This window comes from Streptomyces sp. HUAS 31 (assembly GCF_028198125.1).
Lineage (GTDB): Bacteria > Actinomycetota > Actinomycetes > Streptomycetales > Streptomycetaceae > Streptomyces > Streptomyces chartreusis.
In genome coordinates, this window is the sequence record NZ_CP116353.1 from 1,727,622 (window position 1) to 1,745,867 (window position 18,246).

At 71.2% G+C, this 18,246-nt stretch carries 13 protein-coding genes; 6 read left to right on the top strand and 7 right to left on the bottom strand.

The genetic code is table 11. The annotated features are described in order from the left end of the window. Positions 1–25 precede the first annotated feature (25 nt). Complete coding sequence (locus PGH47_RS07460; RefSeq protein WP_271662782.1) at positions 26–1,069, bottom strand: sugar-binding transcriptional regulator; 1,044 nt, start codon at positions 1,067–1,069, stop codon at positions 26–28. A gap of 78 nt (positions 1,070–1,147) precedes the next feature. Then, a complete protein-coding gene (rpe, locus tag PGH47_RS07465; RefSeq protein ID WP_176577859.1) occupies positions 1,148–1,834 on the bottom strand; it encodes a ribulose-phosphate 3-epimerase in 687 nt (228 codons plus the stop codon). Positions 1,835–1,968: 134 nt separating this feature from the next. Here rpe and PGH47_RS07470 point away from each other — a divergent pair, with 134 nt between their 5' ends. Then, the gene (locus tag PGH47_RS07470; RefSeq protein WP_271662783.1) at positions 1,969–4,149 is read left to right on the top strand and encodes an MMPL family transporter; all 2,181 of its coding nucleotides are present in this window, start codon (positions 1,969–1,971) and stop codon (positions 4,147–4,149) included. Between the two features lie 65 nt (positions 4,150–4,214). Here PGH47_RS07470 and PGH47_RS07475 read toward each other — a convergent pair whose 3' ends face one another. Further along, on the bottom strand, positions 4,215–5,633 hold the full coding sequence (locus PGH47_RS07475; RefSeq protein WP_271662784.1) for an RsmB/NOP family class I SAM-dependent RNA methyltransferase: 1,419 nt from the start codon (positions 5,631–5,633) through the stop codon (positions 4,215–4,217). Positions 5,634–5,707: 74 nt separating this feature from the next. Continuing rightward, entirely contained in the window at positions 5,708–6,640 is a 933-nt protein-coding gene (gene fmt / locus PGH47_RS07480; protein ID WP_271662785.1) for a methionyl-tRNA formyltransferase, read from the bottom strand. A gap of 278 nt (positions 6,641–6,918) precedes the next feature. Here fmt and PGH47_RS07485 point away from each other — a divergent pair, with 278 nt between their 5' ends. Continuing rightward, a complete protein-coding gene (locus PGH47_RS07485; RefSeq protein WP_125525721.1) occupies positions 6,919–7,461 on the top strand; it encodes a hypothetical protein in 543 nt (180 codons plus the stop codon). 195 nt (positions 7,462–7,656) lie between these two features. Here PGH47_RS07485 and PGH47_RS07490 read toward each other — a convergent pair whose 3' ends face one another. After that, a complete protein-coding gene (locus PGH47_RS07490) occupies positions 7,657–9,810 on the bottom strand; it encodes a primosomal protein N' (RefSeq protein WP_271662786.1) in 2,154 nt (717 codons plus the stop codon). Between the two features lie 509 nt (positions 9,811–10,319). Here PGH47_RS07490 and PGH47_RS07495 point away from each other — a divergent pair. The 4 genes from PGH47_RS07495 to PGH47_RS07510 are packed head-to-tail and all read left to right on the top strand — an operon-like array spanning position 10,320 to position 15,403. Next, positions 10,320–11,657: a helix-turn-helix domain-containing protein gene (locus PGH47_RS07495; protein WP_333937992.1), complete on the top strand. Its 1,338-nt coding sequence runs from the start codon at positions 10,320–10,322 to the stop codon at positions 11,655–11,657. A gap of 55 nt (positions 11,658–11,712) precedes the next feature. Next, the gene (locus PGH47_RS07500; protein ID WP_271662787.1) at positions 11,713–12,423 is read left to right on the top strand and encodes a toll/interleukin-1 receptor domain-containing protein; all 711 of its coding nucleotides are present in this window, start codon (positions 11,713–11,715) and stop codon (positions 12,421–12,423) included. Continuing rightward, on the top strand, positions 12,420–14,327 hold the full coding sequence (locus tag PGH47_RS07505) for a hypothetical protein (RefSeq protein WP_271662788.1): 1,908 nt from the start codon (positions 12,420–12,422) through the stop codon (positions 14,325–14,327). Before PGH47_RS07500 ends, PGH47_RS07505 begins: the two co-directional genes overlap by 4 nt. Further along, positions 14,324–15,403 (top strand): hypothetical protein, encoded by a 1,080-nt coding sequence (locus tag PGH47_RS07510; protein ID WP_271662789.1) that lies wholly within the window; start codon positions 14,324–14,326, stop codon positions 15,401–15,403. The genes PGH47_RS07505 and PGH47_RS07510 overlap by 4 nt, the downstream gene beginning before the upstream one ends. A 69-nt stretch (positions 15,404–15,472) precedes the next feature. Here PGH47_RS07510 and metK read toward each other — a convergent pair whose 3' ends face one another. Both metK and coaBC read right to left on the bottom strand, forming a co-directional pair. Then, entirely contained in the window at positions 15,473–16,681 is a 1,209-nt protein-coding gene (metK, locus tag PGH47_RS07515) for a methionine adenosyltransferase (RefSeq protein WP_126898354.1), read from the bottom strand. Positions 16,682–16,919: 238 nt separating this feature from the next. Next, positions 16,920–18,122 carry a bifunctional phosphopantothenoylcysteine decarboxylase/phosphopantothenate--cysteine ligase CoaBC gene (gene coaBC, locus PGH47_RS07520; RefSeq protein WP_271662790.1) on the bottom strand — a complete coding sequence of 401 codons (1,203 nt, stop codon included), beginning with the start codon at positions 18,120–18,122 and terminating at the stop codon, positions 16,920–16,922. Between the last annotated feature and the right edge of the window lie 124 nt (positions 18,123–18,246).

Below are 18,246 nucleotides of genomic sequence, written 5' to 3' on the forward strand. Positions count from 1 at the left end.
GCGGCCACCCCCTCCTGATGTTCCGTCAGTTCCCGTCCGGATCCACCCTGTTGAGCGCCGGCTTCGGTGTCGGACCCGCTGCCATCAACACGTCCGCCGCCGATGTGTCCGTCACCAGGCTGGTGACGAGCCCGGACCGCAGCACCGCGTCGATCGCGGCCGCCTTGCGCGCCCCGCCCGCGATCGCGACGACCTCCGGGATACGACGGAGCTGGTCGGCCTTGACGGTGATGCAGCGCTCGCCGAGGTCCCGCCCCACGCGTCGGCCCTCGGCGTCGAAGAGGTGCGCGGACATCTCGGCGGCGACGCCGAGCGAGGCGTAGTGCGCGCGCTCCTCGTCGCTGAGCATGTCGTGCACCGTCGAGATGCCCGGCTCCCAGGAGCCGATGGAGACGCAGGCGACGGTGACCTTGTCGAAGTACTCGAAGGCCCGGGCGATGCCCGTCTGGTGGCGCAGTGCCGCCGCGGTGGCCGCGTCCGGCAGCAGCATCGGCGCGTAGATGGGGTGGGCGTCACCGCCCGACACCTGGGCCGCCCGGCGGACCGCCTCGACCGAACCGCGCTCGGCGGTCCCGGCGTCGTAGACACCCGTCAGCTGCACCACCGTGCACGGCGGCAGCCGGTCCAGGGCCGCGGCCATGTGGATGGTGGACCGGCCCCAGGCCAGGCCCAGCACGTCACCCTCGTTCACCAGCTCGCCGAGCAGGTCGGCGGCCACTTCTCCCAGGTTCTCCGGGTCGGGCGTCTCCTCGGCGTCGGCCGGGGACTCGACCACGACCGCGTGCCGCAGGCCGTAGCGGGCGCGCAGCGCGTCGGAGCGCTCGGCGTCCAGCTCGGCCGGCACCCGGATCTCGATACGCACCAGATCCCGTTCGAGAGCGGTCTCCAGGACCCGGGCCACCTTGAAGCGGCTGACGCCGAACTCCTCGGCGATCTGGATCTTGGATTTCCCCTCGAGGTAGAAGCGGCGGGCCATGGCCGCCGCCTGCACCAGCTCAGCGGGTCCCATCCGCATGGCTGACCGGCCCGCCGACATACCCGACACGGCGATCTCCTCACTGCTGTTCACACTCTGGATTCGCCGTTCATCCTTGCAGATCCGGCGCTCTTGATCCGCCCTGATGGGCGCCGTTCACGTTCCCTTGGCTCAGTGGTCGCATGCCCAGGCGGCGGACTTCGTCGCGTCCTCCGCCTGAGCGCGCAACGCGCGGACCGCCGCGGCGGGGTCGTCCGCCCCGTACACCGCCGAACCGGCGACGAAGACGTCCGCGCCCGCCTCCGCGCACCGCTCGATGGTGGTGGCCGAGACACCGCCGTCGACCTGGAGCCACAGGTCGAGGCCGTGCTTGCTGATCAACTCGCGGGTGCGGCGAATCTTCGGAAGCATGATGTCGAGAAACGCCTGACCACCGAAGCCCGGCTCGACCGTCATGATCAGCAGCATGTCGAGTTCGGGCAGCAGATCCTCGTACGGCTCGATGGGCGTCGCCGGCTTCAGCGCCATGGAGGCGCGGGCGCCCTTGGCCCTGATCTCGCGGGCCAGTCGCACGGGGGCGGCGGCGGCCTCGACATGGAAGGTGACGGAGGAGGCCCCCGCTTCCACGTACTGGGGCGCCCACCGATCGGGGGCCTCGATCATCAGATGGCAGTCCAGCGGGGTGTCCGTCGCACGGGCCAGGGACTCTACGACCGGCACGCCGAGCGTGAGGTTCGGGACGAAATGGTTGTCCATGACGTCGACGTGGAGGTAGTCGGCTCCCTCGACCGCCTTCGCCTCGTCCGCGAGGCGGGCGAAGTCGGCGGACAGGATGCTGGGGTTGATCTGCGCGGCCATGACCCAAGCCTGCCATGTCCGGGCACGAATGTTCGCGCCGGTCCAGACCTAAGACGTTCATCGGATGTTGTGGCCGGGCCGTGCGTGCCATGCTGGGCCGCCGGCCGGATCGCTGTACGGCTGCGGGGGTGACCATGACGGAGACCCGGGACAAGAACCGGCGGACGGGTTCGGGACAGCAGGGCATAGCCCATCTGGTCTGCGGACGACGCGCCAAGTGGGTGGTGCTGGCCCTGTGGCTGGTGGTGCTGTTCGTGACGGCGCCGCTCGCCCAGAAGCTGAGCGACGCGCAGGACAACGACGCGGCGTCCTGGCTGCCCGGGTCAGCGGAATCCACCCAAGTCCTCCAGATCTCGGAGGACTTCAGGCCGGAGCAGATCCCGGCGGTCGTCATCTACGCCCGTGACAGTGGCCTCACGGCCCAGGACCGGGCCGCGATCACCGAGGACGTGGCCCAGCTCAAGCAGCTGACCGCCCACGGCATCCGGGGCGACGAGACCCGCGGGCCCGTCTTCGAACGGGAGATCGACCCGCGCGCCGCGCAGGTCCAGGTCCCGATCACGATGGACGAGCAGGGCTGGGACCGTATCGCACCCGCCGTCGACTCCATCCGGGACATCGTCGGGACGAGCAGCGGCGGCCTGGCCGTGTACATCACGGGGCCGGGCGGCACCTCGGCGGACTTCGCCGAGGCGTTCGAGGGCATCGACTCCACGCTTCTGCTGTCGGCGATGGCGGTCGTCATCGTCATGCTGCTGATCACCTACCGCAGCCCGACCCTGCTCCTGGTCCCCCTGGTCGCCGTGATCGTCGCCCTGTTCACCGCGCAGGCCATCATCTATCTCCTGGCCGAGCACGGCGGTCTCACGGTCAACGGCCAGAGCGCGGGGATCCTGACGGTCCTCGTCTTCGGCGCGGGCACCGACTACGCGCTGCTGCTCGTCGCCCGATATCGGGAAGAACTCCGCCATCACGAGGACCGTCACGAGGCGATGGCCCTCGCGCTGCACCGCGCGGGCCCCGCGGTACTGGCCTCCGGCGCGACCGTCGTCCTGAGCATGCTGGTGCTGCTCGCGGCGGAGATGAACTCGACGAGCGGTCTCGGCCCGGTCGCCGCGATCGGTGTGGCGGTGGGCCTGCTGGCGATGGTGACCCTCTTCCCCGCGCTGCTCGTCATCTTCGGCCGCTGGATCTTCTGGCCGGTGATCCCGCACATCGGCGCGGAGAACCCGCACGAGCGCGGCGTCTGGGCCCGCATGGGCCGCAACATCGCCCGCCGCCCCCGGACAACCTGGGCCATCACGGCAGCGGTCCTCGCGGTCTGCTCCCTGGGCCTGCTCCAACTGCGCGCCGAGGGGCTGAGCAACGCCGACGCCTTCACCGACAAACCGGAGTCGATCACCGGACAGGAGATCTCGGAGGAGTACTTCCCGGCCGGCAGCGGCGACCCCCTGGTCATCGTCAGCAACCAGGCCCAGGCCCGCGAGGTGGGCCGCGCCGTCGCCGACACCCCGGGTGTCGTCCCCGAGTCCCTCGGCCTGCCGCCGGGCACGAAACCGTTCTTCGAGGGCAAGGTGCTGTTCGAGGCGACGATGACCGCCCCGTCCGACAGCGAGGCCGCGAAGCAGACGGTCGAACGGGTACGGGACGCCGTCCACGCGGTGCCGGACGCCGACGCCCAGGTGGGCGGCGGCACGGCGGCCCTGCTCGACGCGGACGAGGCGACGACCCACGACAACATCCTGATCATCCCGCTGGTCCTGGTCGTGGTGATGCTGATCCTGGCCGCCCTGCTGCGGGCCCTGATCGCCCCGCTGCTGCTGATCGGGACGGTGATCCTGTCCTTCACCGCGGCGCTCGGCATCAGCGCGCTGGCCTTCCGCCACATCTTCGACTACGCCGGCGAGTCGACCGACTTCCCGCTGTTCGTCTTCGTGTTCCTGGTGGCGCTGGGCATCGACTACAACATCTTCCTGACCACCCGCATCCGCGAGGAGGCCGCCCACCAGGGCACCCGCAAGGGCGTCATCACGGGCTTGGCCGCCACCGGCGCGGTCATCACCTCCGCCGGCCTGGTCCTCGCCGGCACCTTCGCCGCCCTGGGCACCCTCCCGATGGTCGCCTTCGCCGAGATCGGCTTCACGGTCGCGCTGGGCGTGCTCCTGGACACCTTCATCGTGCGCTCGGTCCTGGTGACGTCCCTGTTCCTGGACGTGGGCAAGAAGGTGTGGTGGCCACACAGATTGTCACGGGAGGACGGGGATCCGGCGGCGGTCACGGGGGCGGAGACGAGGGTCGGTCAGCGGGGTGGCTGACGGAGCGTGCAACGCAGCGGGGTGGCTGACGGAGCATGCGGCGAGCTACGGCTCCGCCCCCGCCTTCAGCCGACCTTCCGCATCAACGCCAGATACATCGCGTCCGTCCCGTGCACATGAGGCCACAACTGCACATCGGGCCCCTCCCCCAGCTCCGGCACGCCCGGCAGCAGCTCCCGCGCGTCGATCAACTCGACGTCGGCCCGCTGCTTCAGTACGTCGTCGACCACCGCCCGCGTCTCGGCAAGATGCGGCGAGCAGGTCGCGTACCCGACGACGCCCCCCACCCGCACGGAGTCGATCGCGCCGCGCAGCAGCTCCCGCTGGAGCGGGGCGAACCCGTCCAGGTCCTCCGGCCGGCGCCGCCAGCGCGCCTCCGGCCGGCGCCGCAGTGCCCCGAGCCCGGTGCACGGCACGTCCACCAGTGCCCGGTCGAAAATCCCGGCCCGCCACGGCGGCCGCGTCCCGTCGGCGGCGATGACCTGGTAAGGCCCCGGATTGCCGTGCAGGGCCTTCGCCACCAGCCCGGCCCGGTGCGGCTGCTTCTCGGACGCCAACAGCATCGCCCCGCGCTCGGCGGCGAGCGCCGCGAGGAGCGCGGCCTTCCCGCCGGGCCCGGCACACCCGTCCAGCCACTTCTCGTCGGGCCCGTCGAGCGGCGCGTTGGCGAGCGCGAGCGCGACGAGCTGACTGCCCTCGTCCTGCACCCCCGCACGCCCTTCGCGCACTGCCTCGATGGCCCCCGGCTCCCCGCCCTCGGCCAACCGCACGGCGTACGGCGACCAGCGCCCCGCCACCGCGGCCTCCTCGCCGAGCAGTTCCTCGGTCGTGGCCCGCCCGGGCCGCGCGACCAGCGTCACCTCGGGCCGCTCGTTGTCGGCCTCCAGCAGCCGCTCGATCCCGGCGCGCCCGCCGCCGAGCGAGTCCCACAGCGCGGAGACGACCCATCGCGGATGCGAATGCACGACGGCGAGATGCTCCTCGGGATCGTCGTCGTACGGCGGCGCGACCCGCTGGATCCACCCGTCCAGATCGTCCTGCGCGACCTTCCGCAGCACGGCGTTGACGAACTTCGCGCGCCCGTCGCCGAGCACGACCCGGGCGAGTTCGACGGACGCCGACACCGCGGCATGCGTGGGAATCCGCGTCCCCAGCAGCTGATGCGCACCCAGGCTCAGCACATCCAGCACCGGCGGGTCGACCTCGCGCAACGGCCGGTCCACACACGCGGCGATGATCGCGTCGTACGTCCCCTGCCGCCGCAGCGTCCCGTACACCAGCTCGGTGGCGAGCGCGGCGTCCCGCCCGTCGAAGTCGCCCTTCTCGCGCGCCTTCCGCAGCAGCGGCGGCAGAACGAGGTTGGCGTACGCGTCCCGCTCGTCCACCGCGCGCAGCGCTTCGAAGGCGAGGACGCGGACGGGGTCCTTCTTGGGCCGTCGGTAGGGCTTGCCGGGTTTGCGGGGCCGACGGGAGGTGTCGCTCACGAAAAGGTGCTCCGGATTACTGGATGAGATGTACGACCAGCCTACGTCGCAGGGTCGGCCCGACGGACGGCCGGTCAAGCCCCGACGCTCTCCCCGTCGCCGATCCGCACACCCCGCGCCCAGTCGGCGGCGCGCATCGGCTTCTTGCCCTGCGCCTGCACCCACAGCAGCTCGACGGCGTACGACCCGGTCCCGACGTACACGTTGTTCTTGGCCACGGAGAGCGCACCGGGGGCGAGGTCGTCCCGCCCCGGCACCGGCTGCACCTGGATGAGCTTGAGCCGCTCGCCGCGGAAGGTGGTCCAGGCGCCCGGCGCGGGGGTGCAACCGCGCACCAGCCGGTCGACCCGCAGCGAGGGGGCGCTCCAGTCGATGTGCGCGTCCTCGACGTTGACCTTGGGAGCGAGAGTGATGCCGTCGGCCGGCTGCGGTACGGCCTTCAGCGTGCCCTCCTCGATCCCGTCCATGGTCGCGGACAGCAGCCCGGCGCCCGCGAAGGCGAGCCGGGTGAGGAGGTCGCCGCTGGTGTCGGTGGACCGGATCGCCTCGGTGACGGTGCCGTAGACGGGCCCGGAGTCGAGCCCCTCCTCGATGAGGAACGTGGAGGCCCCGGTGATCTCGTCGCCGGCCATGATGGAGTGCTGCACGGGCGCCGCCCCGCGCCAGGCGGGCAGCAGCGAGAAGTGCAGGTTGACCCAGCCGTGGGCCGGCACGTCGAGGGCGACGCGGGGCAGCAGGGCGCCGTAGGCGACGACGGGGCAGCAGTCCGGCGCGATCTCCCGCAGCCGCTCCAGGAACTCGGGATCGCGCGGCTTGGCCGGCTTGAGCACCTCGATCCCGGCCTCCTCGGCCCGCTCGGCCACCGGGCTCGCCACCAGCCTGCGCCCACGGCCGGCGGGCGCGTCGGGCCGGGTGACGACGGCGGCCACGTCGTGCCGCCCGGAGGCGATCAGAGCGTCCAGAGCGGGAACGGCGACCTCGGGGGTACCGGCGAAGACAAGCTTCATGGGTGGGCACGGGCCTCTCGGTCGGGATCGGTTGAGATCGGTCGGGATCGGTGGGGATCGGTGGGGATCGGTTGGGCAACGCACAAGTCTATGGGAGTCGTCCGAGGCCGAAGGTCTGGACGTACACACCACCCAGGGGCGTGGGCATATGCCCACACGCCCCTATTGCGTGACCCGCGGAGCACTCCCGCGTTGGTCAAGAAAGAGTTGACCACAACGGGCCGCAACCGCCGTACGCGCGGCCCTCTCCTTTCATCGCCGGTTCGAGAGGCTTGTTCATGGCCGACCACGCAACCCACGACGCCCAGGCTCGGGCCAGCCTGCACTTGCTGGTGCGGGACATCGAGCGGGTCCGCCGGCAGGTGGACGCACTGCGCACGCTCACCGCGCAACTGGGCAATGTCTACCGCCCGCGCCGCTCCGGTCCCTCCACGGGCTTCGTCGTCTACGGACGCGCGCCCGCCCCGACGGTCCGTCTCGCCCAGGAGCTGCGGGACAGCGTCGAAACCCTGGTCACGGCAGCCGTGGACTTCGACCGCTCGCTCGGCTTCTCCTGGGACGCGGTGGGTTCCGCCCTCGGCGTCACCAAGCAGGCGGTCCACCGTCGCTACGGCGCGCGCCGCGCCGCCACCCAGGCAGCGGCCGAGGCCGAGCGCACGTCCGAACCGTCGGGCACCCGGACGGTCAACGTCTCCACGGCCCTCCCGCCGGTGCCTACGGTCCCCGCGGCCCGCTCGATGCCGACACAGCCGACGGCAGGCAGCCCCGGCCTGCGCGACGAGGCCAGGCCCACCGCGTTCCCGGGCCCGCGCAACGGCTGACCCCCAGCACTCTGCCCTCCTGGAGCGCACCCAGGAGGGCAGAGTTTTGTCCGGGGGCGGGCACGGGGCCCCGCTGCTTGGCCTTGAGGCGCATGTCGGTCGCCGCCAGGCGCAAGAGGCGATGCCTCCGCCCTCACCGGGTACAGCAGGCACCGCCTCCACCCTCACCCGGCACAGGAGGCACCGCCTCCACCCTCACCCGATATCAGGCGGATCAATCCGAACCCGCACCGCGACCTCGTTCGCGCCCCGCGCCATCCGAGCCGCCTGCGCGGCCTTCAGCGCGGCGGCCAACGCGGCCCCGCTCCCCGGCGGCACCCGGATCAACGCCCGGTCCCACTGCTCCCCCGGCGGCGGCCCGCCCACCCGACGAGGTCGCCCCACCGCCGTGACGGCAACCGGCACCGGCCCCAACACCTCGGCGTCCCGCGGCAGCTCGGCCGTACGGAGGAACTCGGCGACCGCCTCCCCGGGCCCGGACACCGCGGCCATCCGGGACACCGGCGGAAACCCCAGCTCGGCCCGCTCGCCGAGCTCGCGCACGGCGTGCCCGACGGGGTCCCACCGCACCAACGCCTGTACGGGCCGCAGCGTGGGCTCGGCGACGACGACCACCGTCCCCCCGGCGCCCTGCGGCCGTACCAGCGAGGCCGCCGCGATCCAACGGCCCAGCGCGTCCTCCCCCGCCCGCAGATCGGGCCGTCCGAGCATGGCCCAGCCGTCCAGCAGCAGCGCCGCGGCATAGCCGCCCTCGGCGACGGGCTCGGCGCCCGGTGTGCTCACGACCAGCGCGGGCGTGCCCGGCACGGTGTCCAGGACATGCTCACGCCCGGACGTCCGCACCGGAACGGCGGGAAAGGCCCGCCCCAGCTCCTCGGCGGTCCGACGCGCCCCCACCACCTGGGCGCGCAGCCGGAAGCCGCCGCATTCCGGGCAGTGCCAGGCACCCTCGTCGCGCCCGCACCACCCGCACTTCAGATCGGCCCCGGAACCCTGCGCCTCCAGCGGCCCGGAGCAGTGCCGGCACCGGGCGGGCGCACGGCAGTTGGCGCACGCCATCCGGGGCACGTAGCCGCGCCGGGGCACCTGCACGAGCACCGGCCCGTGCCGCAGTCCTTCCCGCACCGCCTGCCAGGCGAGCGTGGGCAACCGGGCGGCGCGGGCGGCCTCGTCCCGCGCGAGATCACCGTCCCCGACGGTCCGTACGAGCGGAGCCGCGCCCCGCACCTGCTCCCGCCCGGCGACCAACGGCCGGGCCCAGCCGCTCTCCACGAGTTGCGCGGCCTCGACGGTGCAGCTCCAACTCCCCAGCAGGAAGCCGCACTTGTCCTGGGCCGCCCGGAGCAGCAGCACTTCGCGCGCGTGGGGCTGCGGGGCGTGCTGCTCGCTGTGGCTGTCGTCGCCGTCGTCCCACAGGGCTACAAGGCCCAGGTCCTGCACGGGCGCGAACATGGCGGCACGTGTCCCCACGACCGCGCGCACACTCCCCCGCCGCACCGCGAGCCACTCCCGGTACCGCTTCTCGGGCCCGGCGTCGGCGGTGAGCACCGCATGCCGTCCCTCGCCCATCAGCGAGGTCAGGGCGGCGTCGACCCGCGCCACGGCCCTCCCGTCGGGCAGCACGACGAGCGCTCCCCGCCCGGAGGCCAACGTGGCGACGACGGCGCGGGCCAGTTCCTCGCTCCACTCAGGTCCGGGCAAGGCGTTCCACACGGCACGCGGCGCGCCCCCGGAAGCGAGCGCGTCCAGGAAGCCGGGCCCGCGCTCATAGCGCCCCCAGGACCCCGCCTCGGGCTTGCCGGGCGGCGGAAGCGGCTCCGGTGAGGGCCGCTGCTCGGCCCGCGCGCTGCGCGGCGGCACGGCCAGCTGAATCACATCGGCCAGCCCACCGGCGTACCGGTCGGCGACGGCTCGCGCGAGCCCCAACAGCTCCTCGCTCAGGACCCGCTCGGGCGAGACGACCTGGGCGAGCGCCGCCAGCGGACCCGAGTAGTCGGACTCGGCGACCCGCTCGACGAGGAACCCGTCGATGAGCCCGCCGCCCTCGCGCCGCCCCTCGCGCACCCGATGCCGCCCGGCCCCGAACCGCACCCGCACCCGCACCCCGGGCTGTGCGTCCGCGTCCAGCTCCTCCGGCACGGCGTAGTCGAAGTACCGGTCGAGATGCAGTACGCCCTTGTCGACCAGCACCCGCGCCACCGGCAATCGCTCGGCGAGCTTGGCCCCCCGCCAGGTCCTGGGCTTGGCCCGCGGTGTCCTGGCCTGCCGCACAGTCTCCCGGATGAGCGCGAGCTGCTCGGGCGACGCCCCCTCGGCGCCGCCGCCCTCAGTCCCGTTCTCGCTGCTCACGCTTGCATTCTTACCAAACGCCACTGACAACCGACGCCCGCCCGAGTTCCCGACCGGCGACGGACCGCACTCTGCCTTGGACCACTCGGCCACGCCACCGGACCCACCCCGGCCGACGGCGGGATTCGAACCCGCGGGGGACACAGCCCCGAAGTACCCGTCGCCTTCGCACCGGACGCCCCGGCTCGAACCTCCCGAGATCACCTCGGCAGCGGCACACAAACTCTCAGTTTCACCGCGCACCCCAAGGGCCCGCTCCACAGAAGCAGCCGCAACCCTCGCACCGGGAGACCATCAGCGTACGAATCCGCAAGCACGGCTTGCCAGCCATTTCCGTGATCGTTCCGGCCGCCCGCTTCGAGCCATGCTTGCCGCGGCCCTCCAGCCCGGTATCAGAACTGGAAACGGGAAACTCCGGCGCCCGCCTTGCCCGAGTCGCTCACCGAGCCGACGCTGTGGGGACCGGGCGGCCCGAGAGACCGGGGACGTCGGCCCAAGGGGGGAGACAGGTGCTGGAGCAGCCACCTGCGTTCGGCGCCGAGCTGCGGCGCCTGCGCATCGCGGCCGGACTCACACTGGCGCAACTCGCGTCATCGGTGCACTACAGCAAGGGACAACTCAGCAAGATCGAGACGGGACAGAAGCGCCCCTCGCCCGAACTGGCGCGGCTGTGTGACGCCACGCTCGACGCAGACGGTGCGCTGGCCTCCCTGGTCTCCACGCGGCCGCCGAGGGCCGCCGCCCGGCCCTCAAAGCGTGCTCACGTCGCCTCCGGGACAACAGGAGCCGAGCACCTCATGGACAAAACGCCTCCGGGACCCCCGGCTCCGCCTTCGCGTCGCCAGGTGATCGCCGTGGGAGCCGCAGCGATCCTCCCGCTCGGGCCGGGCGATGACATGACGCCACCGGCGTCCGTATCGGCAGGCCCGCCGGTGAGCGGCACCGAGGCCCACGGCGAACCGCTGGTGGACGCCTACCGGACGCTCCTGGCTCAGTACCGTCGACTCGGCCAGGTGTCACCTCCGGCCGCCGTGCTTCCGGTGGTCGCCGAGCAGACACGGGCGCTGCGCGCACTCGCGGAACGGACGGGTTCCCGGACCGGCCGTGAACTGCTCGCTCTGGCGGCGCGTTTCGCCGAGTTCACGGGCTGGCTGTCGCAGGAGGCCGACGACGAGGACGCGGCGTTGCGCTGGACGGCACACGCCGTGGACCTGGCCGCCGCCAGTGGTGATCGTGACCTGGCGTCGTACGCACTGGTGCGCCGCGCGCTGATCACGTACTACCGCGGCGAGGCCGACGACACCATCGCCCTGGCCGAGGGCGCCCGCTCGGACCGGCTGCCTCCGCGTGTCCGGGGCCTGGCCGCACAGCGCGAGGCTCAGGGCCATGCGCTCGCCGGAGACTACGACGCCTGCATGCGCGGCCTGGACCGAGCGCGCTCGCTTCTCGCCCGGGACCCGGGGCCGTCCTCCGGCGGTCCGGTGCTCGGCACGATCCACCTCAACGACCCCGTCTCCATGATCACGGGCTGGTGCCTGGTCGACCTCGGCAGGCCACGGGCTGCTGCCGAGATCCTCGACCGTGAGTGCGCACGACTGCCCGTCGACGCCTGGCGGACCCAGGTCCGCTACGGCGTCCGGCGTGCCCTCGCACACGCGCGGGCCGGGGAGATCGACCACGCCTGCGAGCTCACCGAGCAGTTGCTGCCGCTCGCCACGACCGTGTCCTCCGCGACCGTCACGACGGACTTGCGCCGACTGTCACGGACTCTCTCCCGCCATCCGCGCAACCGGTCGTATCTGGCCGTCTCACCGCGCCTCACGGCCGTCCTCACCCCCGCTCCCTAGCGGCGGAACCCGCGTTCACTCCTTGTGCCCTTTCCGGAAGAGAGGCCGATCTGCCATGCCCGACGTCTTCATCAACTACCGCACCGGTGACGGAGAACAGGCCGCCGCCACCCTCGACGGAGCCTTGTCCGCACGGTTCGGCAGGGATCGGATCTACTACGCCAGCAAGTCGATCCCGCCCGGCACGCCCTTCGACGGCCATCTGATCCACAGCGTGCGACGCAGCGGCGTCCTGCTGGCTCTGATCGGGCCCGGCTGGATCGGACACGAGGCGCTGCGCAGCGACGGCGACTGGGTCGGCAGGGAGATCCAGGAAGCCTTCCTCTGCGACATCCGGGTCATCCCTGTGCTGCTCGGCCGCAGGACCGAACGTCCCACCAAGGACGAACTCCCTCCCCCGCTGAGGAAAATCGCCGACTGCCAGAGCCTGCGCTACGACCACCAGAACAAGGAGTACGACCTCATGCAGATCGGGGACAACCTGGCCAGGCTCGTACCGGAACTCGCCGCTGCCGACAGGGAGGCTCCCGCGGAGCAGGACTCCTCCTCGCCGACGTACAACATCGCCGGCGGCGTCCATGGCACCGCCGTACAGGGCACGGTCAACGGCGAGGTCAACACCGTCCGAGAGGCCCACGGTCCCGTCCACATCGGCCCCAGCAACGTACGTATGGGTGATGGTGGCAACTATTTCCAGGGCGGCAACGAAGGCGGTGTCCGGCAGAGCTTCGGGCGTTCCCGTCCCGAGGAGGACGACGAACGGTGAGCGACCGGAACGGGGACACCTACAACTACAACGTCAGCAACAACTACTTCGGATCCGAGCCTCTCCTCAACACTCCTCGCGCCACGCCCCGGCGAGTCGCCGACGATCAACTCAGGCGGCTGCAGCAGGAATTCGCACGTCCCGTCGGCATGGGTGAGGCGTTCGACGTCCTGACTGAAGAGCACACCGTCATCCTCCACGGGACACCAGGCAGCGGGAGCGCCTCGGCTGCCCGGGTCCTGCTGTGCGAACTCCCGCGCGACGGCGGCACTTACCACGAGCTCACGCCGGAGGCACCCGAGGTGTGCGCCGGCCCGTGGCTGTCCCCCGACCTCATCGATGAACGCGACCGGATGCTGCTCGACCTGTCCGCCACAGACGAGCGGACCTGGCGTGCCGTACACGATGAACTCTCCGGATTCCGGTATGAGGTCCTGCGCAGACACGCATTCCTCGCGCTCGTGCTGCCAGGCCGGTTCGAGGAAAGGCTCTCGCCTCAGTTCACGCAGTTCCGCAGGGAGATCGGCCGCCCCGATGAGTGGGAGGCCGTCAACAGGCACCTATCGCTCGCCGGAGTACACGAAAACGTCCGCGACCTGGCACCTCCCGCCCTGCGCACATATCTGAACAGCGGGCCACCTATGCGCGACCTGGCCCGGCTGGCCGAGCGCATCGGCACCGCCGCTCGGGGCCCCGGGGACTTCGCCACCTGGTGCGAGGCCGCCCTCGCCGCCCAGACGGACCGCACCCGCGATGTCGCCGACGCCGTACGCCGACTGCGCAAAGGCAGACAGCGCGCACTGTTTCTCACGACGGCGATGCTGGAGGGCGCACGCGCCGAGGCAGTGCACCGCGCCACGAATCTCCTGGTCGAAGAGGCGGGATCCACCCACGACGAGCGCCCGCTCCTGGAGCACAAGCAGCTCTCACTGCGGCTGGAGACGGTCGGCGCCAAGGCAGGCCCGGACGCGCGGGTCCACTTCACCGAACCCGGCTTCGCCGAAGCCACGCGTCGCCTCTTCTGGAACGACCTGCCCGATGTCCGTGAACCACTCTGCAATTGGCTGACCAAGGCCCTGAAGGTGCGAGGGCTCGACGAGTCGGACTCGGCGAAGGCTGTCGCACGGTTCACCGACCTGTGTCTGAGCACGCACGAGTTCGAACGGCTCACCAAACTCGTCGAGCGCTGGACGCTCGACTCGGCCCACCGCGGGACCGAGGTGCGGGCCGCCGCCCAGCTCCTCCAGCACGGCATCGAGGATGAGCGTTTGAACACCAGGTTCCGGTCGGCGATCTACCACTGGAGCACCGGTCGACCGTCCAAGCACCTGCGCGAAGTTCTGGTCGAGGTCTGCGCCAAGGTGATGTCGATCCACCATCCCGAACCCGCGCTCGTACGCCTCCACCACCTCGCCCGCAACGAGCCTCACCCGAGTACGGTCGCCCGCGAGGCTCTCCTCGCCCATGTGAACGAGGACGTACGGCTTCAGCGCCGTCTGCTCGCCAGGCTGGCGACGCAGTCCGAGCGGCACCACCGCGCCGACGCAGACCTGTTTCTCCATCTGACGGATCTTCCCGGCAACTTCCGCCTGGCCGCACCTACGCGGGAATGGCTCACCGTGTGCTGGCGCATGGCCTTCAACCTGCTGGATCCGGGCCGCTGGGCCGTCTGCACCACGCGTTGGCTGACCACTGCTGACCACGACGACGACCTCGCCGAAGCGACCCTGAGCATCCTGGTGGATGCCTCCGACACGAGCTATCCGGTGCTCAGCCGCATCTACGCCGACGCCCGTCGGAGCGTCTCGCCCGAGCTCGCCTCCCGCCTACTGAATTCGATCAACAACGCACAGCGCGCCCGCTTCACGCGTGTGGCGCCCGACCTGGAGGTGTCTCCGTCATGAGCTCCGGCCAGAAGACCGTCTCGGCGTTCCTCAGCCTGATCAGCGCCCTGATCGTCCTTATCCTCGGGCTGACGCTGCACTGGCCGCTGTGGATGTGGCTGGGCACGATCGCCGTGCTCCTGGCGGCCTGGTCACTCGCGACGTACTCGGCGATCCGCGCACGCAAACGCGACCCGTTCCCACCCGGCTCCCTCATCGAGCAGCCGGCTCCCCCGGCCGTGGAACGCCAGGAGCGATACGTGAGCCAGGTCCCGCTGTCCAGCCGCGAGGCCGACTACGACTTCCTGTTCTCCGCCCGGGTGCGCTGGATCCCCGCCGATCCCATGGCGAGCGAGCAGTTGATCAACCCGGGGGCGCTGGCAGTGGAGGCTGTCCTCGCCCGCGCAGGCCGCATCACCGCGGACATGGACCCCTTCAGAAGCTCGCTCGTCCAGCATCAGCTCAACGCTGCGCTCGGCGTCATGGAGCCGGACCGAGACGGCCACCTGCACGCGATGGCCCTGGAGGTCGAGCTGACCCTCACGGACGAGGACCAGGAACGGCTGGACAGGTTGGCTGCGATCCGCAAGGACGAGGCGCTGTGGGAACACCAGCGCAAGTACGAGCAGAACAAGCGCGAGTACCTGGGCAACGACGTGCTCACGAGTACGGGCAGCGCGGTCGTGTGGTGGCTGGCGAGGAACGACGACCAGGTCGAGAAGACCGTCAAGGACATCGGCCTCCTGGCGCGGCTCTCCTCCGCCGCGAACGACAGGGAGGTCGACGAACCCTTCCGATACCTGGTCCCGGAGGCCTTTCCTCCTCCCCCGGAGCCGGACGGGCCACTGCCGGCTCACGAGGCCCCGTTCCGGCACATGACCACCGCAGCGGACCTCTTCTCCGACTTCTTCCGGAAGGTCGGATTCAGCCCGGGGGAGCAAGAGGCCGTGCTGATCGCGGAACAGGTCGCCTGCGCGATCGCCCCGCGCGACACAGTGGCGGCCGAGGAGATTCGGCGCCGCTTCGCCGGTTTTCAGGCAGCCGCGCATATGAACGGTGCCGGCCCGGCTCAGGAAGACGACAGCAGCCGGCCGTAGGGCCGACTGAGAGACGCCGAGGCCCGGCCCCCGAAGGGGCCGGGCCTCGTACGAACCGTGGAGCCGGGCTTACAGCCCCGCAGCCTTCTTCAGCGCCTCCACGCGGTCCGTCCGCTCCCAGGTGAACTCCGGCAGCTCACGGCCGAAGTGGCCGTAGGCCGCCGTCTGGGCGTAGATCGGGCGCAGCAGGTCGAGGTCGCGGATGATCGCGGCCGGGCGGAGGTCGAAGACCTCGTCGATCGCCTTCTCGATCTTCTCGGGCTCGATCTTGTGGGTGCCGAAGGTCTCGACGAACAGGCCCACCGGCTCGGCCTTGCCGATCGCGTACGCCACCTGGACCTCGCAGCGGGCGGCCAGACCGGCCGCTACGACGTTCTTGGCGACCCAGCGCATCGCGTACGCCGCCGAACGGTCGACCTTGGACGGGTCCTTGCCGGAGAAGGCACCGCCGCCGTGCCGGGCCATGCCGCCGTAGGTGTCGATGATGATCTTCCGGCCGGTCAGGCCCGCGTCACCCATCGGACCGCCGATCTCGAAGCGACCGGTGGGGTTGACCAGGAGGCGGTAGTTCTCGGTGTCCAGCTTGATGCCCTCGTCGAGGAGGGCCTTGAGCTCCGGCTCGACCACGAACTCGCGGATGTCGGGCGCGAGAAGCGAGTCGAGGTCGATGTCGCTCGCGTGCTGCGAGGAGACGACCACGGTGTCCAGACGGACCGCCTTGTCACCGTCGTACTCGATGGTGACCTGCGTCTTGCCGTCCGGGCGCAGGTAGGGAATGGTGCCGTTCTTGCGGACCTCGGAGAGGCGCTTGGACAGGCGGTGCGCCAGGAAGATCGGCAGCGGCATCAGCGTCGGCGTCTCGTCCGTGGCGTAGCCGAACATCAGGCCCTGGTCACCGGCACCCTGACGGTCGAGCTCGTCCTCGTCGCCCTCGACCCGGGACTCGTACGCCGTGTCCACGCCCTGCGCGATGTCGGGCGACTGCGAGCCGATCGAGACGGAGACTCCGCAGGAGGCGCCGTCGAAGCCCTTCTTGGAGGAGTCGTAGCCGATCTCGAGGATCTTGTTGCGGACCAGCGTCGCGATGTCCGCGTACGTCTTGGTCGTGACCTCTCCGGCCACATGCACGAGCCCGGTGGTGATCAGGGTCTCGACAGCGACCCGGGAGGACGGGTCCTCGCGCAGAAGCGCGTCGAGAATGGTGTCGCTGATCTGGTCAGCGATCTTGTCGGGGTGACCCTCGGTCACGGACTCCGAGGTGAACAGGCGACGGGACACAACGCTCCCTGTGGTTGCAGCGGCTGCTGGCTGATCATTGGCGGACGGTCGGGAGCTGCGCCCGGCGTCGTCCGAGGACAGTTTATCTGTCGTGCTCGGTCACGGACCCCCTGTCTCGCCTCTCGGGAGGGCTGTGACCTGCGGCACGGGCATTCTGCCCAATGTCACACCCCCTTGACCAGGCACGCCACACCGGAATCAAGGAAGGCACGAGAGAAGCCCGGGCGCATCAAACAATTCACCCGAGCCGTCGCGCCACCAGGTCCCACACCGTTTCGGCCAGGGCCTCCTTGGGTCCGTACGGGACCGGGGTCTCGCTGCCGTCGGCGCCCAGGACGACCGCCTCGTTCTCCTCCGAGCCGAACGTCTTGCGCTCCCCCACCTCGTTCACCACGAGGAGGTCGCACCCCTTGCGTTCCAGCTTCTTACGGCCGTTGGCCAGCACATTGTCCGTCTCGGCGGCGAAGCCGACGATCACCTGGCCGGGGCGGGCACGGTCGGCGGAGATCTCCGCGAGGATGTCCGGATTACGCACCAGAACGATGGGTTCCGGATCCTCCCCGTCCTTCTTCTTGATCTTTCCGGCGGCGTAGGTCGCGGGGCGGAAGTCGGCGACCGCGGCCGCCATCACCACCGCGTCGGCGTCCGAGGCCGCCTTGAGGACCGCCTCCCGCAGCTGCACGGCCGTGCCGACCGGCACGACGTCCACGCCGGCGGGCTCGGGCAGTCCCGCGTTCGCCGAGATCAGCGTGACGCGGGCGCCCCGGGCGGCGGCGGTGCGGGCGAGGGCGTAGCCCTGCTTGCCGGAGGAGCGGTTGCCGAGGAAGCGGACCGGGTCGAGGGGCTCGCGGGTGCCGCCGGCGCTGACGACGACGTGCCGTCCCTTGAGGTCGGGCTCGGTGACGCCGCGGGCCAGCACCCGGCGGCAGACCTCGAAGATCTCGGCCGGGTCGGGCAGCCGGCCCTTGCCGGTGTCCACGCCGGTGAGCCGGCCGACGGCGGGCTCGATGACGATCGCGCCGCGTCGGCGCAGCGTCGCCACGTTCTCCTGGGTGGCCGCGTGCTCCCACATCTCGGTGTGCATGGCGGGTGCGAAGACCACCGGGCAGCGGGCGGTGAGCAGGGTGTTGGTCAGCAGGTCGTCGGCGAGGCCGTGCGCGGCCTTGGCGAGGGTGTCGGCCGTGGCCGGGGCGACGATCACCAGGTCGGCGTGCTGGCCGATGCGGACGTGCGGGACCTCGTGGACGTCGTCCCAGACCTCCGTCGAGACGGGGTTGCCGGAGAGGGCGGACCAGGTGGCGGCACCGACGAAGTGCAGGGCGGAGGCCGTGGGGACGACGCGGACGTCGTGCCCCGACTCGGTGAGCCTGCGCAGCAGCTCACAGGCCTTGTACGCGGCGATGCCGCCGCTGACCCCCAGAACGACCTTCGGCTTGTCCACCGGGCCTCCCCACTCGTTGACCGATGACTCCATGCTGCATCACGGGCGGGACCGTCCCCGCACCCCGAGCAGACCACAGGCCCGACAGTCGCTGCTGCCGGGCCTGTGGAAAAGCCAGCTCAAA